Consider the following 21907-nt stretch of genomic DNA (forward strand, 5'->3'; position numbering starts at 1 on the left):
TGGGGGGTGCCATGTCCGGTACGGAGTTGGAGTGGTCGCAGAGCGACCGCGCGAAGGCCGCGGCCAAGCTGATGGTGGGCTGGGTCGCGCTGTTGTGGCTGCTCGAAGTGGTGGACGTGGTGGCCGGCCACGCCCTCGACAGCCTCGGGATCATCCCGCGCGAGCCGTCCGAGCTGATCGACATCGTCCCGGCCGCGTTCGTCCACTTCGGCTTCGCGCATGTCGCCGCGAACAGCGTCCCGCTGCTGGTGTTCGGCTTCCTGGCGGCACTGGGCGGCATCCGCCGTTTCCTTCTGATGTCCGCGCTGATCATCGTCGCGGACGGCCTCGGGGTGTGGCTGATATCCCCGGCCCACACGAACACGGCGGGTGCGTCGGGCCTGATATTCGGCCTCTTCGGCTTCCTGCTGACCAGCGGCTTCACCGAGCGCCGCCCGCTGGGCATCGCCGTCGGCCTGCTCATCGGCGCGGTCTGGGGCACCTCGATCCTGTTCGGCCTGGCACCGACCCAGTCGGGGGTCAGCTGGCAGGCCCACCTGATCGGGCTGGCGGCGGGGGTGGGAGCGGCGTTCGTGTTCCGCCGCAGGCCCACCCCGAGCACCGCGCTGACATCGTGAGCCCGCCGCTCAGACGGTGAGCCCACGCACCAGCAGATCCAGCAGCGCACACACGAACAACGCGATCCCGATGAACCCGTTGACGCTGAAGAACGCCCGGTTCAACCGCGAGAGATCATGCGGCCGGACGATCGAGTGCTCGTACACGAACGCGCCCGCGACGATCAGCAGACCGAACCAGAAGAAGGCGCCGGCGCCGGTCGCCGCGCCGTACCAGGCGAGGAGGGCCGTCGTGATCGCGTGGCAGACGCGGGCGCCCCAGATCGACGCCGGGATGCCGAAGCGGGCCGGGACCGACATGACGCCGATCTCGCGGTCGGTCTCGATGTCCTGGCAGGCGTAGATCAGGTCGAAGCCACCGATCCAGATGCCGACGGCGAGACCGAGGATCACCGCGTCCCAGGACCACTCGCCGGTGATCGCGAGCCAGCCGCCGACCGGGCCCATCGCCTGGGCGAGACCGAGGATGGCCTGCGGGAAGTTCGTGAACCGCTTGCCGTACGGATAGACCACCATCGGGATCACCGCGATGGGGGCCAGCGCCAGACACAGGGGGTTGAGGAGAGCCGCCGAGCCGAGGAACACGACCAGGGCGACGAGCGCGCCCGTCCACGCGTGCTTCACCGACATCGCGCCGGTGACCAGCTCGCGGTGCGCGGTGCGCGGGTTACGGGCGTCGATCTCGCGGTCGATGATCCGGTTCACCGCCATCGCGAACGTCCGCAGCCCCACCATGCAGATGGTGACCAGCAGCAGCCGCGCCCAGTGGATGTTCTTGTCCAGCTCGAACATCGCGGTCAGCGCCGCGATGTAGGCGAAGGGCAGGGCGAAGACGGAGTGCTCGATCATGACGAGGCGTAGGAACGCCTTGGTGCGCCCCGGCTGCGGGATCGCGGCTGATGCGCTGCTCACGAAAGTCCGTACTCCTTCCACCGGCGGTCGACCTTCGCCGCCGTCTCCGGGTCGGACAGCACCATCTCGGGCCAGCCGCCGTCCCGCGTGTACCCCTCTTCGGGCCACTTCCTCGTCGCGTCGATCCCCGCCTTACCGCCCCAGAACTGCTGGTAGGAGGCATGGTCGAGATGATCGACGGGTCCTTCCACGACCGAGAGATCACGCGCGTAGTCCGTGTTGCCGAGGGCCCGCCACGCGACCTCGTGCAGATCGTGGACGTCGCAGTCCGAGTCGACGACCACGATCAGCTTGGTCAGGGACATCATGTGCGCACCCCAGACCGCGTGCATCACCTTCTGCGCGTGCTTCGGGTACTTCTTGTCGATGGAGACGATCGCGCAGTTGTGGAATCCGCCCGCTTCGGGCAGGTGGTAGTCCACGATGTCCGGCACGATGATCTTCAGCAGCGGCAGGAAGAACCGCTCCGTGGCACGCCCCAGCGGTCCGTCCTCCGTCGGAGGCCTTCCTACGACGATCGACTGGAGCAACGGCCGCTTCCGCATCGTCACGCAGTCGATGGTCAGCGCGGGGAAGGGTTCCTGCGGTGTGTAGAACCCCGTGTGGTCCCCGAACGGCCCCTCCGGCAGCATCTCCCCGGGCTCCAGCCACCCCTCGATGACGACCTCGGCCTGCGCCGGCACCTGCAACGGCACGGTCTTGCAGTCGACCATCTCGATCCGCCTGCCCGCGATGAACCCGGCGAAGAGGTACTCGTCGATGTCACCGGGAAGCGGCGCGGTGGAGGCGTACGTCACGGCGGGCGGACACCCGAAGGCGATGGCGACCGGCAGCCGCTCGCCGCGCCGCGCCGCGACCTGGTAGTGGTTCCGGCTGTCCTTGTGGATCTGCCAGTGCATGCCGATGGTGCGCTTGTCGTGCCGCTGGAGCCGGTACAGCCCGAGATTGCGGATCCCGCTCTCCGGGTCCTTCGTGTGCGTGAGCCCGAGGTTGAAGAACGATCCGCCGTCCTGCGGCCAGGTGAAGAGGGCGGGCAGCATGTCCAGATCGACGTCGTCCCCTTCGAGGACGACCTCCTGCACCGGCGCTTCCTTGACCTTCTTCGGCGGTACGTGGGTCATCGCGCCGAGCTTCCCGAAGGCGTCCCGCACCCCCACGAACCCCTGCGGCAGCTCGGGCCGCAGCAGCCCGCCGATCTTCTCGGAGATGTCGCCGTACGACTTCAGCCCGAGCGCCTTCAGCAGCCGCCGGTCGGTTCCGAAGACGTTCATGGCGAGGGGCATCGAGGACCCCTTCACCTTCTCGAAGAGGAGCGCGGGTCCGCCGGCCTTCTGCACCCGGTCGACGATCTCCCCGACCTCCAGATACGGGTCCACCTCGGCCTTGATGCGCTTGAGGTCTCCCTCGCGCTCCAGTGCCCTGAGCAGGGAGCGAAGATCGTCGTAAGCCATGTGTCCAAGTATCGGGCACCCGCTAACCTGACCCCGTCACCGGGGCCGTCCCACCACTCAGGAGAATCTCGCCGCCATGCTCAGGTATCTGCCCTTCCTGCTGGTCCTGGCTCTGTGGATCTACGCCTTCGTGGACTGCCTGAACACGCCCGAGGAGGACGTGCGGGGCATGCCGAAGCTGGCGTGGGTGTTCGTGATCCTGCTCTTCGGCGAGGTGCTGGTCGGTCCGATCGCGTGGCTGATCGCGGGCCGGGCGCGGCGCACGGCGGACGGGGCGGCGGACGCGCCGGGCCGGTGGATCGCGCCGGACGACAACCCCGAGTTCCTGAAGTCCCTGAACAAGGACGACCTGAAGGACGACCCCAAGCCCGAGTGACGTCACGCGATACGTGCAGGTTGTACGCCGGTGAGCGGCCCGGTACGGACAATGCGCCTCTGGGCCCGGACCGGCGGGAACCGGACACTTACCTCGCATGACGACTGCTCCCGCCGACGCGACCGGCACCCTCGCCCCCGAATACGGTGACAAGGTCATCGCCGTGGAGACGGCCGGTGCCGAGCCCATCCCCGACGCCGAACGCCACGGCAGCCCGCTCCAGCTGCTCTGGACCTGGGCCTCCCCGAACATCGAGTTCGCGACCGTCTACATCGGCGTGATCTCGGTCCTCTTCTTCGGCCTGAGCTTCTGGCAGGCGACCGCGGCGATCGTCCTGGGCACGGGCCTCGGCGCGATCACGCAGGGCTTCCTCTCCCTGGACGGCCCGCGCTTCGGCGTCCCGCAGATGGTGATCGGCCGCTTCTCCTTCGGCTTCCGCGGCAACATCATCCCGTCGGCGGCCAACGGCCTTGTGGCGGGCGTCGGTTGGTTCGCGGTGAACAGCGTGAGCGCGGCGTTCGCGCTGAACACGCTCACCGGTCTACGGCCGCTCCCGTCCCTGCTGCTGGTGGTCGTGGCGGAGATCCTGATCGGCTTCATCGGCCACAACTTCGTGCACACCTTCGAGAAGTACGCGTTCCCCGCGCTCGCGGTGATCTTCGTGCTGGCCGGTGTCTGGACGTTCAAGGACGCGCACCTCGGCGGGGGCGGCACGGGCGGCGGCGTCGGCGGCTTCCTGCTCGCCCTCAGCGCGGCCTGGGGTTACGCGGCGGGCTGGAACCCGTACGCCACGGACTACGCGCGCTATCTCCCGCGTACGGCGAACAAGTTCAGGACGGTCCTGTACCCGGCGCTGGGTCTGTTCGTGTCGGTGACGTTCGTGGCGGTGATGGGAGCGGCCTCGGCAACACTGCTGGCCCCCAAGGACGCCACCCCGACGGCGGCCTTCACGGGCCATCTCCCGTCCTGGCTCGGCAACTTGGTCCTCCTCGCGATCATCCTCGGCGCGATCTCGGCGAACGCCCTGAACGTCTACTCCGGCGCGATCTCCCTCACGGCGCTGGGCCTGAAGCTCCCCGCGTGGCTGAACCGCAGCGTCCTGGTCGTGGTGTCCGGGGTGGCCGGTACGGCGGCGGCGTGGGCGTCGCTGTCCGACGCGGGTTCGGCGTACGAGGCGTTCCTGTTGGTGATCGCGTACTGGGTGGCGCCGTGGCTGGGCGTGGTGCTGGTGGAACGCTGGTTCCAGTCCCGGGCCACGATCACGACCGAGGAGCTGGCCCCCCGGCTGACCGACCCCACCTTCACCAACTGGCCCGGTCTGGCAGCCCTGTTGATCGGCATCGGGGTGTCGGTCCCGCTCTTCTCCAACCAGGAGGACTACGTCGGCTACGTCCCGAAGCACTGGCCGTCCTTCGGCGACAGCACGCCGATCGTGGGCTTCGTGCTGAGCGCTGTGCTGTACGTGGTGTTCAACCGCGTAGCGGGACGCACCTCGACGACCGCGTCGGCATCGGCGTCCGCGTCCACGTCCACGTCCGCTCAGGCCGAGGCCTGACGGTTGTAGAACGGGACGGTCCGGTCCCACTCCTCGCGCAGGGTCTTCTCCATGAAGCTCTCCAGCAGGCCGCCGACGCCGAAGATCTTCGCCTCGTAGGTGAAGTCCAGGCGGAGGCGGCTGCGGACGGCGTCGACGTCCTCGACCCTCAGATGACCTTCGTGGCGGATCTTGTCCGCCTGACTGCTCGGCGTGACCTTCCAGGTCCACAGACGGTCGGCCTTCTCGAAGGTCCCGTCCTCGACCTCGCTGAAGTCCGCGCCGAGCAACTTGGCGACCGGAGCGGGCAGTTGCATCCCCCGCTGGAACACGGTCCGCCGGACAACCCGCTCGTCGCTCTCGCGCCGCCCCGACATCGCGTAACTCCTGTACTTCAACTCGCCCTTGTACAGGTCCTCTTCACGCGCCGAATCAAGAAACCAGACGAAGAACCCGTCGGGAGCACCGGCCACGTCATAGGTAAGGGTGAACTTCATACACGCAAAGTATCAGCCTGAGCACTCGCTGTAATCACCCTTCAACGTACGCCAGAGCGCGCGAAGTTGACGACGTCGAGGTCCTCCCTTGTTGGTAGGTGGACGTTGGGCCACTCGCTTCTTGGTCAGTGTCGGGCTTCCGCGGCCCGAGTAAAGGGCGCTCCCTGCGGTCGCGTCGGCTACGCCGATTCCGCTGCGCTCCACCCTTGACTAGGGCCACTCCAGCCCGTTCCAGAAGCGAGCGAGCGGCCCGGAAGGACGGGTGGCCAAGGTGGGCGGGCCCCTGTCTGTACTACGTCGCGGGCCGGTGTAGAGGGGACGCGTCCGCGCCTCGCCAGCACGCCGGGTCGGCTCAGCGGCCAACCCTGCGTGGGTGGGTGCTGGAAGCTGGGGGTGAAACTAACCACCGTCGCGGTCTTTGACCGGTTAGATGAAGGCCCCGGTTTCCGGAGAAGGCGGGGGCGCGGGGGCGCACCGCCCTCTCGCCAGCACGCCGGGCCGGCTCAGCGGCCAACCCCCGGTGGGTGGGTGCTGGAAGCTGGGGGTAAATCTAACCACCGTCTCGACCTTTGACCGGTTAGAAATGAACCCAGCTTCTAGGGAGGGCAGGGTCACCACGGGAGGTTTCCGGAGTGGTCGATGAACTGGCCCGTCGGGCCGTTGGGGTCGATCGTCGCGAGGGTGACGATGGGGGCTGCGCCTTCGGTGACGCTGTGGCCGAGGCCGCCGGTGAAGTCGGTTGCGGTCTGGCCGGGGTCTGCGGCGTTGACCTTTATGCCCTTCAGTTCCTTGGCGTACTGAGTCGTGAGCATCGTGACCGCGGCCTTCGAGGCGGAGTAGAGGGGCAGGGCGTACTGCGACTCGATCCGCGCCGGGTCCTGGGTCATGCCGAAGGAGCCCATCCCGCTGGACACGTTGACGATGACGGGGTTCGGCGACGTGCGCAGCAGCGGGAGGAAGGCATGCGTGACGCGCACGATCCCGACGACGTTCACATCGAGTACGGCGGTCATGTCGGCCGCGGTGTAGTCCTCGACGGGGCCGACCTTGCCGAGGACGCCTGCGTTGTTGACCAGGACGTCGATCGTTCCCTCGTGCGCGGCGACATCCTCGGCCGCGGCCCGGACCGAGTCGTCGTCGGTCACGTCGATCTGGACGAACCGGGCGCCGAGCGAGTCCGCCGCTGCCTGACCGCGCTCCCGGTCCCGGGCACCGAGGAGGACGGTGTGCCCCGCCTCGACGAGCCGACGGGCGGTTTCGAGACCGAGGGACTTGTTGGCCCCGGTGATGAAGGTGGTGGTGGTCATGCCTGCTCCTCATGGCTCCGAACAACACGGTCGTGCGCTGTTCACGCACTTCATGCTGGGTCCCCAGAAGGGGTGGCGGGAGCTACGGGACTTCCTGGTACAGCGCGTACCACCCGGCGGCCTGGTCGGCCCATCGGAGGAGGCTGCCGGGTACGCGGGCACTCATTCCTTGTGGAGCCATTCCCTGGACCCTTGTGGAGCCATTCTCTGGAGCCCTGTGGAGCCATTTCCTGGAGCCCTGTGGAGCCATTCTCTGGAGCCCTACGGCCGCAGGCTCTGGACCCCGATGGCCGCGAGGAGTTCGAGTTTGCTGCGGGCGTCGGTGTCCGGCTGCGGCGTGTACACCACGAGGCGGAGGTTCGTGTCCTGGGTGGTGAGGATGTCGGAGTTCAGGACGACGTCTCCGACCTCCGGGTGCCGGACGAGTTTGTGCGCGCTCTGGTGACCGCCCACCGCCCGGCGGCTCCACAACTCGCGGAACCGTGGGCTGGGGTTCAGCCTCGACACCAGCGCCGCGAGGTCGGGATCGTCGGGGTACCGGCTCGTCGTCGCGCGCAGGTCGGCGACGAGGGACTCCTCGAACGCCGCCCGCTCGGCCGCCGTCTGCCGGACCCGGGGGAGTTCACCCAGGAACTGCCAGACCAGGACGTTGCGGTCTCCGACACCGTGGACCGTGGGATCGCCGAACGTGGCCGCGAACAGCGGATTCCAGTGCAGCAACTGCCAGGTGGCGTCGTAGATCGCCAACGGGTTGCCGGCGAGCTGGTCCACGATCCGGTACAAGCTCCCCGGGATCAGGCGCGGGACACGGGCCGGATCCGCCGCGTGACCGGCCATCCGCAAAAGATGAGCGTGCTCGTCGTCGGACAGGTGCAGGGCACGAGCCAGGGCCGAGCAGACCTGCGCCGAGGGCGTCGCCACCCGTCCCTGCTCCAACCGGACCACGTACTCGACCGAGATACCGGCCAGCGTCGCCAACTCAGCGCGCCGCAGACCGGGGACCCGCCGGGGCGAGCCGTACGCGAAACCCACCGTCCCGGGATCCAGCCGGTCCCGCCACGCCCGCAACGCGGCACCGAGTTGATCCATGCCCACCATCCTCCCGCACACCCCGCCCCACCGGGTGATACGCGCTGTACCAGGAAGTCCCGCAACTCCCGCCACCGCTCCCCCGAACCCAGTGCCGAGTCGTGAACGGCCGACGCCCGACCACACAACCGCGCCGCGGGAACCCCGGGCCAAACCAGACTCCAAACTCCAGACTCCAGGGTCAACCAGCCACGTTCGTCATCGTCCAACGCTGGGAGACCCGCGAGGCCCTCGAAAACCACCTGCCCGCACCCCGGCTCATCGAGGTGGGCTTGAGACCTGATCGCGGTCGATGTCGTACACGAGGCGGCCGAGCAGCGAGACACGAACGACAGCGCACGCAACCACACCCGACCACACTCGACCACACCCGGCCGCAGGCAGCCGCACGCAGCCGCACGCGAAAAACCCGGCGACGCAGACGACCACCCCCGGGATACTGGGCGCCCATGGATGAGGTCGAAGTCGTCGTCGCCCATTCCGAGCGCGCGACCCTGCGCGTCGGCGACATGTTCTTGAAGGTGGACGGCGATCAGGCGCGCATCGACGCCGAGGTCGAGGCGATGGCCCTGGCGCCGGTCCCGACCCCGAAGATCCTGTGGCACAAGCCGCACGTGCTCGCGATCGCCGCACTCCCGGGAGCGACACTCGGCCGCCTCGGCGGACCGTCGACCGGATCACCGACGGCATGGGCCGCAGCCGGGGCCGCCATCCGAAAGCTGCACGACGCACCCCTCCCTCCCCGCCCCGGCCAGGCCGGCCGGAACATCGTCGCGCTGACGGCAGAACTCGACGCCGAGTGCGAGCAGTTGGTGACGAGCAACGTCCTGCCCGCCAACCTGGTCACCCGCAACCGCCAGGTCGCCGAGGCCGCACTCCGTCCATGGCCCCCGGCATTCACCCACGGCGACCTACAGATCGCCCACATCTTCGTCGACGACAACGACGAGGTCACCGGCATCATCGACTGGTCCGAGGCAGGCCAGGGCGACGCCCTGCACGACCTAGCCACCTTCACCCTCGGACACGAGCAACATCTCACCGACGTCATCACCGGCTACGGCACCGACGTCGACGTCGACCTCGACGTAATCCACGCCTGGTGGTCACTACGAAGCCTGCTGGTAATCCGCTGGCTAAGCGAGCACGGCTTCGACCCCTTCGCCCCGGGCTGCGAGGTCGACGTACTGAAATCCCGCATGTGAGCCCGCTCTCCGACCTTGCCACCTCTGAAGGCTGGGACCTTTTCTAACCGGTCAAAGGACACAAAGATGGTTAGATTCACCCCCAGCTTTCGGCAACTACCCACCGGGGGTTGGCCGCTGAGCCGACCCGGCGTGCTGGCGAGAGGGCAGCGCGCCCCCTCACTCCCCGCCTTCTCCGGAAACCGGAGTCTTCATCTAACCGGTCAAAGACCGCGACGGTGGTTAGTTTCACCCCCAGCTTCCAGCACCCACCCACGCAGGGTTGGCCGCTGAGCCGACCCGGCGTGCTGGCGAGGCGCGGACGCGTCCCCTCCACACCGGCCCGGAACGCAGTACAGACAGGGGCCCGCCCACCTTGGCCACCCGTCCTTCCGGGCCGCTCGCTCGCTTCTGAAACGGGCTGGAGCGGCCCTAGTCAAGGGTGGAGCGCAGCGGAATCGGCGCAGCCGACGCGACCGCAGGGAGCGCCCTTTACTCGGGCCGCGGAAGCCCGACACTGACCAAGAAGCGAGTGGCCCAACGCCCACCTACCAACTCGCCAGGCATCAGCAGACCCCCGCCTCAGGACACACCAAGAACGCAGAACTCGTGCCCCTCCGGATCCATCAGACACGTCCACGAGACATCACCCTGACCGAGATCGAGATCACTCGCCCCAAGCCCCTTCAACCGCCCCACCTCCGCCGCCTCGTCGTCACCGGGATACGGCATCAGATCAAGATGGATGCGGTCCGGCACGGCCTTAGCACCAGCCGTGCGGAGGAACTCCAGATACGGCCCGACACCCCCGGCGGAGCGCAACGACGCCTGATCGTCGGAGACTTCAAGCACAGCCCAGTCCATAGCCTCGCCCCAGAACCCCGCCATGGCACGCGGATCCACACAGTCGACAACCACCGCGGCGATCGGCCCGGTGTCCCGATAGATCTCCCGAGGCTCCAGCACACAGAACTCGTTGCCCTCCGGATCGGCGAGAACGGTCCACGGAACGTCGCCCTGGCCCACGTCGACGGGCGTCGCGCCGAGAGACCGTAGACGCGCGACCAACTCCGCCTGGTGGGCCGTAGAGGTGGTCGCGAGATCGAGGTGCAGACGGTTCTTCGTCGGCGTCTTGGATTCCGGGACGGGGATGATGTCGATGCCGAGCCCGACCGGTTCGGGCCAGACGAGGCCGCCGCCCGGGCCGACGTACGTGGTCACGCCGGGGCTGAAGACACTCCAGCCGAGCGCCTCCGCCCAGAACCGGCCGACCGCCAAACCGTCAACGGCCTTGATGTTCACCTGAACAGGTCGCAGCGCCATGCCCGTGATCCTATGCACCACCGGACCCACGGCCATCCGTATCCCCCGAAACGGACGGACGCGGGCCCGGCCACCACCAAGTCTGGACCGCCGGATAGCCAGACCGGAAGGGTATTCCAGAAATATGCTCTAGAAATTCACTCTAGAAATGAGTTCCCCATACGCTGTCCCGCATGAGCCCCAAGCAACACCGCGGCGAGGTCACCGCAGACCTGCTCCTGGACGCCGCGCTGCACCTGTTCGCGGAGCAGGGCGAACAGGGCCTCACCGTCAACGCCGTGACCAAGGCCAGCGGCGTCAGCCTCGGCAGCCTGTACCACCACTTCGGCAGCCTGGACGGCCTGTTCGACGCGCTGACGGAGCGCTGGCTGAGCCGACTGCTGGGTGAGTTGATCACCGCGCTCCAGGCGACCCGCACCGCCCGCACGGGCATCCGCGCGATCGTCCGGACGCATCTCGCCTTCGTCCGCGAACACCGGGACGCCGCCCTGCTGTTGCACTCCGCCAGAACCGACCAGCGGAACATGATCCAGGCCAGAGAACTCCGCGACTCCCAGGAGGCCAGACTCTCGGTGTTCGCCACCTGGGTCCAATCCCACGTGGATTCGGGCGAGTTGGCCCCGCTGCCGCTCCCCCTGCTCGAATCCCTCGTCCTGGGCCCACTGGTCGGCGTCGTCCGCCGCTGGCTCTCCGGCGTCGACGACATCGAACTCGACCTCGACCAGGCCGCCCGCGTCCTCCCGGACCGCATCTGGCGCTCGGTCGCCGCGGACCCGAAGTGACGTAACCAGTCGAGCAGTTGGTGAAGTGACCCTGGACAATCCGGGGCGAATTTTGACACGGTCGGCGTCATGCCCCTCAGCGCAGACCTCGACTTCTACGCCGCCCAGAGCGCGTACTCCGACCCCGGCGCCCTCGCCCACCTCTACGCCGGACTCCCCCGCGACCCGGCCCAACTCGCCCGCATCACCCGCGACTTGCTCATCCACCGCCTCGAAGGCGGCTTCTACGACCACACCCACCCCACCGACCGCCTCCACAACGACGCCGAGACCCGCTACATCGACGACATCCTGCGGATCCTCGTCGACCGCGACCCCGCCCCACTCACCGTGCGGCGCGAACCCGGCGACCGGTTCGTCGGAGTGTGCCGGGACTTCTCGCTCCTGCACTGCTCGTTCCTGCGGCAGCTGGGCGTCCCGGCCCGCATCCGTTCCGGTTTCGCCGACTACTTCACCTCGCCCGACACCGACGTCTCCAGGCCCTTCCACGGCGACCACGTCGTCACCGAGTACTGGCACGACGACCGCGGCTGGCTCCTCGCCGACTCCCAGCTCACCGACCCGACCGTCACCCCCCACTGGAACGTCGACTTCGACCCGATGGACGTACCCCGCGACCGTTTCCTCGTCGCGGGCGAGGCCTGGCAGGCCATCCGCACGGGCGGCGCCGACCCGACGACCTTCGGCCTGCACCCACCGGAGGAGGGCCCGTTCTGGGGCGAACGGTTCGTCGCCGGCAACATCCGCCTCGACCTCGCCGCCCTGAACAAGGTGGAGACCCTGTTGTGGGATGTGTGGAGCGAGGACGAGGGCAAGCCCGGGGAGCCGCTGCCGGAGTCCTCGCGCGAGTTCTACGACCGTGTCGCCCCCGCCGTCAGCGGCGAGGTCTCCTTCGACGCCGTACGGAAACTCTTCACCGAGGACGACACCCTGCGCACCCCACCGACCGTGACCTGCTACGCCCCCTTCAACGGCCCCAGCGAAGTCACCCTCCGCCGAAGCTGAATCTCACGCCACCGTCCGCAGCCCCCGCACCTGAGCCGCCCCCATCCCCCGCACCACCCGATGCGCGCACACCGCCGCCAGCAACTCGCCCAGCAGATCCGGGTCGTCGATCTCCAGGCCGAGCAACGACTCGATGCGTTCGAGGCGTTGGTAGAGGGACTGGCGGCCGATGTGCAGGAGGGCCGCCGTGCGGGTCGGGGAGCAGCCGTGGCGCAGGTGCACCTCCAACGTTCGTACCAGGTCGCTCGGGTGGGCCGCCTCCCACGCCAGGAGCGGGCCCAGGGCGTGTTGGACCAGCCGCGCCAGGCGGTCCCGGTTCGCGTCGACGCCGCCGCGTGTCAGCTCGCGCTCCAGGGCCAGGGCTCGCGCCGAGGTCACCAACGGGCCCTCGGGGAGGGCGGGTTCGGCCGCCGGGACCGTCAGGGCCAACTCCAGGGTCGTACGGGCCGCCCGCAACGTGTCGCTCCAGCGCAGCCAGCCGCTACCGGCCTCCACCGCGTGCCCTACCGCGACCGTCAGCCCGGGGTCCGCAGCCGTACGGAAGGCCTCCTGGACCGCCCGGATGGGGTCGCCCATGACAGACCCCGGAAGCGCTAGCAGGGCCAGGACGTCGCCCGGGAACGCCGCCCGGAGCACGCTCGCGCCACCCAGGAGTCGTACCGCCCGGTCCACCGCCGTCACCTCGCGTGCGCCGTGGACGGAGACCCCGATCAGACGGGCGCCCGGGCCGGGGTGGAAGCCGGCCAGGGCGGACCTCGCCTCGACCTCGGGCTGGTTCAGCGCGGCGCGATCCGCCAGGTCGGCCAGGAGGGCGGCCGTGTGGTCGTCGCCCCACGGTCGTACGACGGAACGGCCGGACAGGCCGCGGGCGACGATCGCCCGGTTGGCGGCCTCGGTGATCCGCACGAAGGGGACGACCCGGTGGAGGGCGAGCAGGGGAAGGCCCAGGCGGCGGGCCTCGTCCGTGACCTCCTCCGGCATCGTGGGGAGGGAGCGGCCGATCTCGACCGCCAGGCCGGCGGCACCCCGGGCCGCGAGTTCGCGGACGTAGCGGCGGCGGATCTCGGCGTCCGTGTCGGTGAGGCCGAAGCCGTTGGTGAGCAGGAGTTCGCCGCCGTCGAGGAAGTTCGCGCCCTCGTAGACCTCGCTGGAGTGCACCCAGCGCACGGGGCGGTCGAGCGCGGCCTCGCCGGCCAGGAGTTCGGGCTCGGTGGCACGCACCGGGTCGAGAGCCAGGACCTCACGGAGGGTGAGTGCGGGCACGGGCACCTCCAGGGGCGCTGACAGTTCGTCCGGGTACGGGTTGCGGGGAGAGTACTTTCCGCACGTTGCCCTCGTGTTTCGGCCACAGGAGAGTGGGAGCCATGAACCGCATCGATCAGGCACAGGCACGGACCTGGCTCGGCACCGCCGTCGCGGAGGCCCGCACCGGGCTCGCCGAGGGCGGCATCCCGATCGGCGCCGCGCTCTACGGCGCCGACGGCACCCTGCTGGGTCGCGGCCACAACCGGCGCGTCCAGGACGACGACCCCTCGATGCACGCGGAGACGGCCGCGTTCCGGGCGGCGGGACGGCAGCGGACGTACCGGGGGACGACCATGGTCACGACCCTCTCGCCCTGCTGGTACTGCTCCGGGCTGGTGCGGCAGTTCGGGATCTCGCGGGTCGTCGTCGGCGAGGCGGCGACCTTCCACGGCGGGCACGACTGGCTCGCCGAGCACGGTGTGGAGATCGTCCTCCTCGACGATCCCGAGTGCACCTCGCTGATGCGCGACTTCGTCAAGAACAACCCGGAACTCTGGAACGAGGACATCGGTGACTGAGCCCCAGACCCAGCCCCAGCCCGAGACCGAGCCCCGCATCCCCACCATCGACCTGGAGCCCTGGATCTCGGGGGACGAGCGGACGCGGAAAGACATCGCCCGTACCGTCGACGACGCCCTCCAGACCGCCGGTTTCCTGCTCGTCACCGGGCATGGGGTCGACCCGGGTCTCCGGTCCCGGATCCGGGAGGCCTCCCGTGCCTTCTTCGCCCTCCCTGTCGATGTGAAGGAGGCCTACTCCGCCAAGGTCGGCGGGCGCGGCTGGCTCGGGCCCGGGGCCGAGGCCAACGGGTACTCGGAGGGGACCGAGACCCCGCCCGATCTGAAGGAGTCGCTGACCTTCGCCACGCACCGGCCCTTCGAGGACCCGGTGATCAACGCCGAGTGGTACGCGCCCAATGTGTGGCCGGCCGAGGTGCCCGAGCTGCAGGCGCTCTGCGAGGAGTACCTCGACCGGATGGGCGAGTTGGAGAAGCGGTTGCTGTCGCTGCTCGGGGTCGCGCTCGGGCTCGAACCCGACTTCTTCTCCCGGCACATGGACCATCCGACGTACGGGTTCAACATCAACTGGTACCCGGGGGTGGAGGTCGTCGGGGAGCCGGAGCCGGGGCAGTTCCGGATCGGGCCGCACACCGACTTCGGGACGGTGACGATCCTCGACCGGCAGGCCGGGAAGGGGGGACTCCAGGTCTTCACCGATGAGGGCGGGTGGGAGGACGCCCCGTTCGATCCGGAGGCGTTCACCATCAACATCGGTGATCTGATGGCCCGTTGGACCGGCGACCGGTGGCGGTCCGGGCGGCATCGCGTGCTGCCGCCGCCCGCCGACGCGCCCGCCGAGGAGCTGATGTCGCTCGTGTACTTCGGCGAGTGCACCCCGGGCACGCTCGTGGAGTCCGTGCCCGCGCCGGTCGGGCGGGTGGCGTACGAGGCCGTCGACTCTCACGTCTATCTGCGGGAGAAGCTGGACTCGATCACCGTCGACTGAGACCGCCGCCTTCTCCTGTCGGTCATGTCCACTGTTCCGACATTTTCGTAACACAACGGACACCATGCGATCTGGTCCGAAACAACTCCCCCTATTTACCCTGGTGTTGATAGACAGGTTCCGGTGCCGGGCGACCGCTCAGGGGGAGATGCGGTGGGAAGAGGGCTGCACGGACGCGGAGCGCTGTTCGAGGCACAGCCGCCCGGTCTCGCCTCACGCCTGATCGGCCTGCGGCCGTACGAGCTGCTCACCTCGCCGTACGAACATCCGGAACCGCCCTTCGTGGTGTTCGCGGGCGCGCGCGGGCTCGGCAAGAGCATGGCGCTGGCCGAGTTGCGGAGCGCGTACCGCGGGCACACGCCGGTCGCGCTGATCGACTGCGAGGCCGACCGGCTGACCCGGCTGCCGGACGGGCGGCCCGCCGCGACCTGGTCGCCGGTGTGGCAGGCGCTGGCGACCGTCGCGGAGCAACTGCGGGAGCCTGTGGTGCACGGGGCCGGGAGCATCGACTTCCCGCGCCTGGAGGCCGGGTTGCTCGCCGTGTGCGCGACCGGGTGGGGCTCGCGGGACGAGGACAGTGCCCGCGAGGAGGCCCGGCGCATCCTGCTGCTGAGCGATCCGGCGCGGCGCTGGGCGGTGATCGCGCAGGGCTGGGCCGGCAAGGTCGCCTCCCGGCTGATCGCCAATCTGTCGGGGACGGGGCCGGTCGGCCAGGCCGTCATCGAGGCGACCCTGGACACCCTCTTCGACCTGGTGTGGACGCCGAACGGGCTGCTCAAGGCGGGCGCGGACTGGTACAGCGCCTACCCGGGCGCGAGCGGAGACGCCAAGCGCGGGCTGATCGAGATCGCCCGCGACTTCCGCGCCGACGGCACCTCCCGCGCGGACGCCGAACGCTGGTTGCTGCGCGCCTTGTTGGCCGATCTGGGCGACACGTACCGGCGCCGGTGGGAGCGGATGCGGCGGGTGGGGCGGCCCGTTGTGCTCGTCGACAACGTGCAGTCGGGGCCGGGTCCGGGGCTGATGAAGGCCGTGCTGAAGGAGCGTGCCGACGGTGTCGGGGACCAGGTGGTCTTCTTCGCCGGGCTGCGCGGCCGGCGTCACCCCGAACTGCCGGACGCCGTACGGCATCCGCTGCCGGAGGTGGCGCGTGCGAGCGGGTGGGTGCCGGGGGCCTCGCCCTCCTCGCGTGCTCTGTTGGTGACCTTGCCCGCGCTGACTCCCGAGGAGGCGCGGCGCGTCATCGCCGACATGTGCGCCACCGAGGCCGACGCCGACGGCGCTACGCGTGTCGAGGTGCCGCCCCAACTGCCGTACGCCATCCACCGGTTGACGGCCGGAAGTCCGCTGGGGGCCGCGGTGCTCGGACAGGCCGTACGGCAGAACCGGCCCGCGGGGGCCGTCAGTCCGGGCGAGTTGCTGACCGCCGGGCTGAAGCCGGACGGGGACGCGGAGGGTGAACGGCGGCCCGTGTACCGGGAGTTGCTCGACCGGCTGGTGCCGCCGGGACTCGCGGAGGAACTCGCCGTGCTCGCCACCGCGCACGACGGGGACTCGGCGCGAGCCCTGGCCGAAGCCCGGCTCGGGGACAGTTTCGGGGCGGCCGGGGTGAACCGGCTGCGCACCCAGCTCACCGCCGAGGGACTGCCCCCGGCCGAGGGCTACTTCGTCGGCGACCCCTTCCTGCGCACCCTGCTCCTGCTCCGCCTGCACCTCGACGACGCCGACCACGGCCGCTGGCGTGCCGTGCACCGCTCCCTGCTCTCGCACTACGACGGCCTGCCCGGCAACCCGGACACCCCGGCCCGCGCCCGCTACCGCCTGCACCACGAACTCGCCCTGGGCGACACGGCGGACGCGGTCGCGTACCTGCGGACCACCTTCCGCACCGTCACGCCGTACGCCTGGCTGGAGACGCTGCTGTTCGTCACCTCCGCGCCCTACTACCACGCGCACGATCCGCACGGCCGGGACATCGGCGCGCCCGGCGACCACCGCAAGGCGGTCGCGCTCGCCCGCACCGACGCCGAGGAGGACCCCCCGGCCGGCGTGGACCCGGCCCTGCATCTGACGGTACGGCGGCTGTTGCACGCGGTGTGGCAGGTGACGGATCCGCTCGTGCTGCCGGACGAGGAGGTCGCGGGGCGGATGCACTTCGATCTGGAGCAGTTGTCGAACATCTGGCCCGCGGGCAGCGAACCGCTGTGGCGGGCCGCCCAGCAGTGGCCCGAACAGGCCCTGGCCGGGCGCCCGTTGAGGGTGCCGGGCGGCGACGACCGAGACGGGGGCGGGCGATGAGAGCGTGGCCGCACGAACTGGTCCAGCGGATCCGGACGATCCCGATCTACCGCTACACGGCCCTGGTCGTCGCCGCCGCGCTCGTCTTCGGGCTGGTCCAGCTGACCCGCACCCTCCTGCACGACGACCGCGCCTGCGCGGCCGGGGTGGCCCGGCCCGAGGACAGCTCCGAGTGCGTGGGGGTGTCGACCTCCGCGTTCGACTTCGGGCAACGTCAGTTCGCCGACACCATCAGGGCGATGGACCGCGAGAACCGCTCGCTGAAGGCGGGCACGTACGTCACCGTCGCGCTCTTCGAACCGTTCACCGCGACCGACGCCGACACCATGAACGACGTACGGCACGAGCTGCAGGGCGCCTATCTCGCCCAGTACCAGGCCAACCACGACGACAACGGCGAGACCCCGTACATCCGGCTGGTGCTCGCCAACCCCGGTTCCACAGGCGCCTATTGGGAGCGGACGGTCGACCGGATAGTGACGATGACGACGTCGTCCGACCGGCTGCGCGCGGTCACCGGCATAGGGACCAGCACCGACAACAACAAGAAGGCCGTGGCCGAACTGACCCGGCTCCACGTCCCGGTCATCGGCACCTCCATCACCGCCGACGACCTCGCCAACGGCCAGCAGGGCAAGGACCCTTACCCCGGCCTGGCCCGCGTCTCCCCCACCAACACCGACGAGGCCCGCGCCCTCACCGCCTACGCCAAGGTGACCGCCGACCGCGCCCTGCTGGTCTACGACAAGCCCGGCGACCCGTACACGAAGACGCTCCAACAGGCCTTCGCCACGCTCCTCAAGGGCTCGCCGTACGGCTCCTGGCCGTTCACCCCGCCCGCCGACCGCAGCCAGGAAGGCAGCACGCCCAACACCTTCCGGCAGATCACCGACCTCGTCTGCGACACGGACGCCAAGCTGAACACCGTGTTCTTCGCCGGACGGCACACCCAACTCCGCCAGTTCATCAACGCGTTGGGCCGGCGCGGCTGCCAGTCCCGCACGTTCACCGTGCTCACCGGCGACGAGGGCTCGTACCTCACCGGCGACAAGAAGCTCGACCGCACCGCCCTCCAACACGGCGTCGCCGTCCGCTACACCGCCCTCGCCCACCCCGACGCCTGGGTCGACAAGGCCCCGGCGACCGGCGGTTCGGCCCAGGACACCCAGGACCTCGACAAACTCCTGACCACCGCCAAGACCTCCCCCGTCGGCCCGATCGGCCCGGTCTCCCTCGACGACGGCCAGGCGATCATCGCCTACGACGCGATGCGCCTCGCCGTCCACGGCGTCCGCGAGGCCACCCCCGACCAGCAGAAGATCCCGCCGCTGGCCGATGTCGGCCTCCAATGGCCGCAGGTGAAGGGCTCGTTGCGGGTGAACGGGGCGAGCGGCTGGATCTGCCTGGACGTCCACGGCAACCCGTACGACAAGGCCGTACCGATAGTGGAACTCACCCCGAAGGGCGGCTCCCGCTTCGTGAGGATCGCCTGGCCGGAGAACAGGCCTCCCGGGAAGGAATGCCTGCCTCCGGCCTGAACACCCCTGCTGCCTATGGTCGTTCGCCCGTCCTGTCGACGATCGCTCGGCGCAGAACGGCGGTGTTCGCCGTGACCGTGCCCTTCTTCACGCCCGCGTTGTCCTTGGTGGCCACCTCGCGCTCACCGAGGAACTCGTACGTCTTCGCGTCGAAGATCCACTCGTCCCGGGTGGGGTTGTCGGGATCGTCGCGACCGATGGCGACACCGGTCCGCCCTGCGGCGTCCTTCACCCCCTGGACCGCCGTCACCCCGGGAATCCTGGCCACGGCCCGGAAGAGGGCCGCGCTCTGCTCCGGCGGCACGATCGAGTCGTGGAGCAGATCGCCGACCAGTACGAACATCGCCTGGTACTTCTCCTGACCGCTGTACTTCGGGGCGGTCCTGGCGAGGTACTCGTACATCGCGTCGGCGTCGGTCGGCAGCGTCTTGACGTGGTTGTAGTAGGACGAGACCTCCCAGCCACCCTTGCCCGGCTTCAGCCAGTCCGACTTCACGTCGACCGGGATGACGAAGGGCCTCTCGCCCGCCTCCAGCTTCAGCCCCTTGTGTCGACCGTCCACCGTCATCCACACCTCCTGCCGGTGCGGCGGCGCGATCTTCGCCTTCTCGCCCTCCTCGTACGCGGCGTAGGACACCTTGCTGTCCACGTACACGAACTGGTCGTCGCGGACCGTGCCGTAGGACTTCTCGTGCTCGGCCGCCAGCGCGATGTGCTCCAGGAGCGCGACCGTCGACCTGCTCGGCGGCTGCGCGGTGGCCGAGGAGGAGCCGGAGGACGGCAGGACGACGAAGGTGACGGCGGCGGCGGCGACGACGGCGGTCGCGGCGAGCGCGGGCCGCAGCCACTTGTTCCGCCGGGGAGCGGGCGCGCTCTCCTGGACGGCTGCGGTGACAGCCGCGGTCTCGTGCCGGATCTCGGTCATCAGATGCTCCTTGAGGAGTCGGTGACGGCCCGGCGGAAGGTCCCTCTCGGGAAGTTCCGGGAGTTGATTCATCGTTGTCCCTCCCTCAGGGGCCCGACCGCACTGCCGCGGTCACCTTTCAGCTGTCCGTCCCGCAAGGGGAGTTCCACACTTTTCAGATGTTTCGCGAGCTTTGCGCGCGCCCGCGAGAGCCGCGACCGTACGGTCCCCACGGGCACCCCGAGCGCCTCGGCCGCGGCCCGGTAGTCGAGGCCGGACCACACGCACAGGGCGAGCACCTCGCGCTCGGGTCGGCGCAGGGTGGCCAACGCGGCGCGTACGAGGGCGAGTTCGGCGGTGTCGTCGAGGCGGGCGGCGACCTCGTCGGCGAAGTCGCGCTCGACCTCGTCACGGGGCAGCCGGGAGACGGCCGCCGCGTGTCTTCGGGCGGCGCGGCGGGAGTTGCGCGTGACGTTGGTCGCGATGCCGAGCAGCCAGGGCCGTAGCGAACCGCCCTCCTCGTCTACCTTGCCGCGCAGGCGCCAGGCGTCCAGGAAGGCCAGCGACACGATGTCCTCGGCCTGCGCCCAGTCGCCCGTGAGCCGGAAGGCGTGGTTGTAGACGGAGCGTGCGTACGCGTCGAAGAGCTCGCCGAAGGCGTCGTGGTCCCCCGCGCGGATGCGTTTCCTCAACCGCAGATTCGTATCCACACCCCTCTACCTGTCCGTACGGCGAAGGCCGGTTCCGGTGACCCATGTCACACGGAACCGGCCTTCGCCGTACGGGAGTTGCGGCTTACACGCCGGCGTAGGAGTGCTTGCCGCCGACGAAGATGTTGACGCCGTAGTAGTTGAAGATCCAGCAGCCGAAGGCGATCAGGGCCAGGTAGGCGGCCTTGCGGCCCTTCCAGCCGGCCGTGGCGCGGGCGTGCAGGTAGCAGGCGTAGGCGACCCAGGTGATGAACGCCCAGGTCTCCTTCGGGTCCCAGCCCCAGTAGCGGCCCCAGGCCGACTCGGCCCAGATCGAGCCCGCGATGATCGTGAACGTCCACAGCGGGAAGACGGCCGCGTTGACGCGGTAGGAGAACTTGTCGAGGTTCGCCGAGGCGGGCAGCCGCTCCATCACGGAGGTGGCGAAGGCGCCGGGCTTGCCGCCGTTCGCGAGCTTGCTCTCGTACGAGTCCTTGAAGAGGTAGAGCAGCGTGCCGACGGCGCCCACGTAGAAGACCGCGCCGCAGATGATCGCCGTCGAGACGTGGATGTACAGCCAGTACGAGTGGAGGGCGGGAACCAATTGATCGCTGGCGGTGTACAAGACAGTGACGGCGATGCCGAGATCGAGGAGGACCGTCGTGACCAGGAACAGGCCGAGCCAGCGCACGTTCTTCTTGAGCAGCAGCAGCGTGAGGTACACGCCGACGGCGACCGTGGAGAAGGTGATGTTGAACTCGTACATGTTGCCCCAGGGCGCCCGCTCCACCGAGGCCGCGCGGGCGAGGACGCCGCTCAGCTCCACGAGGAACGCGAGAACGGTGAGGGACACGGCGATACGGCCGTAGAGGTCGCCCTGTTCGTCCCCGCCGTGCGCGCCGGGACCGTCCGGTACATCGCGCGAGCCGGACGCGGCCCGGACGACGACCTTCGGCCGCTCCAGCACGGTGGTGGTGCCGGCATTCTGCACGGTGACGGCGGGCGCTGCCGCCTTCTTCGCGTCGGCACCGGTCAGCGCGGCGGCCGTGCGGCCGATCTTGCTGCGGCTGCCGAAGGTCCATTCGGCGATGTACGCGAAGAAGGCCAGGGTGTAGACGGCCATCGACGAGTAGATCAGCGTGTTGCTGAGGTTAGCCAGATGCTCGTTGGTCGCGGCGGCCAGATTGGTCACGGAGGCGATGTCGTGTGCGGCGGCGAGAGTCACTTCTCAGCCCCTTCGGCGGGTACGGGCGGTTCGACGCCGGAGTCGGAGTCGTGGGTGTCGGCGTCGGAGGTGGGGGTCTTCGGGTCGTCGTCGGTCTTCGTCGGACCGGCGCCGGGCGCGGGTGAACCGGTGTCGGACGTGGTCGAGCCCTCGCCGGTCCTCGTCGGACCGGTGCCGGACGTGGGCGAGCCGGTCTCGGACGTGGTCGAGCCCTCGCCGGTCCTCGTCGAGCCGGTGCCGGACGTGGGCAAGCCTGTCCCGGACGCGGTCGAGCCCTCGCCCGTCTTTGTAGGGGCCTCGTCGGTCTTCGCCGGGCTCTGGTCGGACTTCGTCGAGCCGACGTCGGACTTGGTCGAGCCCTCATC

General features: G+C 69.5%; 20 protein-coding genes. 10 read left to right on the forward strand and 10 right to left on the reverse strand.

The window, feature by feature from the left end; genetic code table 11:
- Positions 1-11: 11 nt before the first annotated feature.
- A complete protein-coding gene (locus OG226_RS22360; RefSeq protein ID WP_329349826.1) occupies positions 12-617 on the forward strand; it encodes a rhomboid family intramembrane serine protease in 606 nt (201 codons plus the stop codon).
- A gap of 9 nt (positions 618-626) precedes the next feature.
- On the opposite strand, the gene mqnP is transcribed toward OG226_RS22360, so the two are convergent.
- Both mqnP and OG226_RS22370 read right to left on the reverse strand, forming a co-directional pair.
- Positions 627-1529 (reverse strand): menaquinone biosynthesis prenyltransferase MqnP, encoded by a 903-nt coding sequence (gene mqnP, locus OG226_RS22365; RefSeq protein ID WP_328680322.1) that lies wholly within the window; start codon positions 1527-1529, stop codon positions 627-629.
- A complete protein-coding gene (locus OG226_RS22370) occupies positions 1526-2980 on the reverse strand; it encodes a menaquinone biosynthesis decarboxylase (protein WP_329349827.1) in 1455 nt (484 codons plus the stop codon). Before OG226_RS22370 ends, mqnP begins: the two co-directional genes overlap by 4 nt.
- 76 nt (positions 2981-3056) lie before the next feature.
- Here OG226_RS22370 and OG226_RS22375 point away from each other — a divergent pair, with 76 nt between their 5' ends.
- Positions 3057-3356, forward strand: a complete 300-nt coding sequence (locus OG226_RS22375; RefSeq protein ID WP_328680326.1) for a PLD nuclease N-terminal domain-containing protein — start codon at positions 3057-3059, stop codon at positions 3354-3356.
- 97 nt (positions 3357-3453) lie between these two features.
- Positions 3454-4911, forward strand: coding sequence for a purine-cytosine permease family protein (locus tag OG226_RS22380; RefSeq protein ID WP_329349828.1), 1458 nt, complete (start codon positions 3454-3456; stop codon positions 4909-4911).
- Here the strand turns inward: OG226_RS22380 and OG226_RS22385 are convergent.
- From OG226_RS22385 to OG226_RS22395, 3 genes are all read right to left on the reverse strand, one after another.
- Positions 4896-5387: a DUF2505 family protein gene (locus tag OG226_RS22385; RefSeq protein WP_328680330.1), complete on the reverse strand. Its 492-nt coding sequence runs from the start codon at positions 5385-5387 to the stop codon at positions 4896-4898. The genes OG226_RS22380 and OG226_RS22385 overlap by 16 nt on opposite strands.
- Positions 5388-5998: 611 nt before the next feature.
- Positions 5999-6694 carry an SDR family NAD(P)-dependent oxidoreductase gene (locus OG226_RS22390; protein ID WP_329349829.1) on the reverse strand — a complete coding sequence of 232 codons (696 nt, stop codon included), beginning with the start codon at positions 6692-6694 and terminating at the stop codon, positions 5999-6001.
- A gap of 261 nt (positions 6695-6955) precedes the next feature.
- Positions 6956-7783 carry a helix-turn-helix domain-containing protein gene (locus OG226_RS22395; protein ID WP_329349830.1) on the reverse strand — a complete coding sequence of 276 codons (828 nt, stop codon included), beginning with the start codon at positions 7781-7783 and terminating at the stop codon, positions 6956-6958.
- 449 nt (positions 7784-8232) lie between these two features.
- Here OG226_RS22395 and OG226_RS22400 point away from each other — a divergent pair, with 449 nt between their 5' ends.
- Positions 8233-8988 (forward strand): phosphotransferase family protein, encoded by a 756-nt coding sequence (locus OG226_RS22400; RefSeq protein WP_329349831.1) that lies wholly within the window; start codon positions 8233-8235, stop codon positions 8986-8988.
- Between the two features lie 561 nt (positions 8989-9549).
- Here OG226_RS22400 and OG226_RS22405 read toward each other — a convergent pair.
- Positions 9550-10290 (reverse strand): VOC family protein, encoded by a 741-nt coding sequence (locus tag OG226_RS22405; RefSeq protein ID WP_328686391.1) that lies wholly within the window; start codon positions 10288-10290, stop codon positions 9550-9552.
- Positions 10291-10463: 173 nt separating this feature from the next.
- Here OG226_RS22405 and OG226_RS22410 point away from each other — a divergent pair, with 173 nt between their 5' ends.
- Positions 10464-11072, forward strand: a complete 609-nt coding sequence (locus OG226_RS22410; RefSeq protein ID WP_329349832.1) for a TetR/AcrR family transcriptional regulator — start codon at positions 10464-10466, stop codon at positions 11070-11072.
- Positions 11073-11141: 69 nt separating this feature from the next.
- A complete protein-coding gene (locus OG226_RS22415) occupies positions 11142-12077 on the forward strand; it encodes a transglutaminase-like domain-containing protein (RefSeq protein ID WP_328680340.1) in 936 nt (311 codons plus the stop codon).
- 3 nt (positions 12078-12080) lie between these two features.
- On the opposite strand, the gene OG226_RS22420 is transcribed toward OG226_RS22415, so the two are convergent.
- Complete coding sequence (locus tag OG226_RS22420) at positions 12081-13340, reverse strand: PucR family transcriptional regulator (protein WP_328680341.1); 1260 nt, start codon at positions 13338-13340, stop codon at positions 12081-12083.
- A 101-nt stretch (positions 13341-13441) separates the two neighbouring features.
- On the opposite strand from OG226_RS22420, the gene OG226_RS22425 reads away from it, so the two are divergent.
- The 4 genes from OG226_RS22425 (at position 13442) to OG226_RS22440 (ending at position 18724) form a co-directional block, all read left to right on the forward strand.
- Positions 13442-13900, forward strand: coding sequence for a nucleoside deaminase (locus OG226_RS22425; RefSeq protein WP_329349833.1), 459 nt, complete (start codon positions 13442-13444; stop codon positions 13898-13900).
- The gene (locus OG226_RS22430) at positions 13893-14888 is read left to right on the forward strand and encodes an isopenicillin N synthase family dioxygenase (RefSeq protein ID WP_329349834.1); all 996 of its coding nucleotides are present in this window, start codon (positions 13893-13895) and stop codon (positions 14886-14888) included. Before OG226_RS22425 ends, OG226_RS22430 begins: the two co-directional genes overlap by 8 nt.
- Before the next feature lie 153 nt (positions 14889-15041).
- A complete protein-coding gene (locus OG226_RS22435; protein ID WP_328680344.1) occupies positions 15042-17186 on the forward strand; it encodes a hypothetical protein in 2145 nt (714 codons plus the stop codon).
- Positions 17183-18724: a hypothetical protein gene (locus OG226_RS22440; protein WP_329349835.1), complete on the forward strand. Its 1542-nt coding sequence runs from the start codon at positions 17183-17185 to the stop codon at positions 18722-18724. Before OG226_RS22435 ends, OG226_RS22440 begins: the two co-directional genes overlap by 4 nt.
- 13 nt (positions 18725-18737) lie before the next feature.
- Here the strand turns inward: OG226_RS22440 and OG226_RS22445 are convergent, their stop codons facing one another.
- The 3 genes from OG226_RS22445 to ccsB form a co-directional block, all read right to left on the reverse strand.
- Positions 18738-19721 carry a CU044_5270 family protein gene (locus tag OG226_RS22445; protein WP_329349836.1) on the reverse strand — a complete coding sequence of 328 codons (984 nt, stop codon included), beginning with the start codon at positions 19719-19721 and terminating at the stop codon, positions 18738-18740.
- Entirely contained in the window at positions 19718-20320 is a 603-nt protein-coding gene (locus tag OG226_RS22450) for an RNA polymerase sigma factor (RefSeq protein ID WP_328686392.1), read from the reverse strand. Before OG226_RS22450 ends, OG226_RS22445 begins: the two co-directional genes overlap by 4 nt.
- A gap of 103 nt (positions 20321-20423) precedes the next feature.
- Complete coding sequence (ccsB, locus tag OG226_RS22455; RefSeq protein WP_328680347.1) at positions 20424-21542, reverse strand: c-type cytochrome biogenesis protein CcsB; 1119 nt, start codon at positions 21540-21542, stop codon at positions 20424-20426.
- Positions 21543-21907: the final 365 nt, after the last annotated feature.

Source organism: Streptomyces sp. NBC_01261 (assembly GCF_036226385.1).
Taxonomy (GTDB): Bacteria; Actinomycetota; Actinomycetes; order Streptomycetales; family Streptomycetaceae; genus Streptomyces.

Bases quoted from the DNA above. Each gene is read 5' to 3' on its own strand.
- OG226_RS22360 (WP_329349826.1), top strand. From the start codon at position 12: ATGTCCGGTACGGAGTTGGAGTGGTCGCAGAGCGACCGCGCGAAGGCC.
- OG226_RS22370 (WP_329349827.1), bottom strand. From the start codon at position 2,980: ATGGCTTACGACGATCTTCGCTCCCTGCTCAGGGCACTGGAGCGCGAG.
- OG226_RS22375 (WP_328680326.1), top strand. From the start codon at position 3,057: ATGCTCAGGTATCTGCCCTTCCTGCTGGTCCTGGCTCTGTGGATCTAC.
- OG226_RS22380 (WP_329349828.1), top strand. From the start codon at position 3,454: ATGACGACTGCTCCCGCCGACGCGACCGGCACCCTCGCCCCCGAATAC.
- OG226_RS22385 (WP_328680330.1), bottom strand. From the start codon at position 5,387: ATGAAGTTCACCCTTACCTATGACGTGGCCGGTGCTCCCGACGGGTTC.
- OG226_RS22390 (WP_329349829.1), bottom strand. From the start codon at position 6,694: ATGACCACCACCACCTTCATCACCGGGGCCAACAAGTCCCTCGGTCTC.
- OG226_RS22395 (WP_329349830.1), bottom strand. From the start codon at position 7,783: ATGGATCAACTCGGTGCCGCGTTGCGGGCGTGGCGGGACCGGCTGGAT.
- OG226_RS22400 (WP_329349831.1), top strand. From the start codon at position 8,233: ATGGATGAGGTCGAAGTCGTCGTCGCCCATTCCGAGCGCGCGACCCTG.
- OG226_RS22405 (WP_328686391.1), bottom strand. From the start codon at position 10,290: ATGGCGCTGCGACCTGTTCAGGTGAACATCAAGGCCGTTGACGGTTTG.
- OG226_RS22410 (WP_329349832.1), top strand. From the start codon at position 10,464: ATGAGCCCCAAGCAACACCGCGGCGAGGTCACCGCAGACCTGCTCCTG.
- OG226_RS22415 (WP_328680340.1), top strand. From the start codon at position 11,142: ATGCCCCTCAGCGCAGACCTCGACTTCTACGCCGCCCAGAGCGCGTAC.
- OG226_RS22425 (WP_329349833.1), top strand. From the start codon at position 13,442: ATGAACCGCATCGATCAGGCACAGGCACGGACCTGGCTCGGCACCGCC.
- OG226_RS22440 (WP_329349835.1), top strand. From the start codon at position 17,183: ATGAGAGCGTGGCCGCACGAACTGGTCCAGCGGATCCGGACGATCCCG.
- OG226_RS22445 (WP_329349836.1), bottom strand. From the start codon at position 19,721: ATGAATCAACTCCCGGAACTTCCCGAGAGGGACCTTCCGCCGGGCCGT.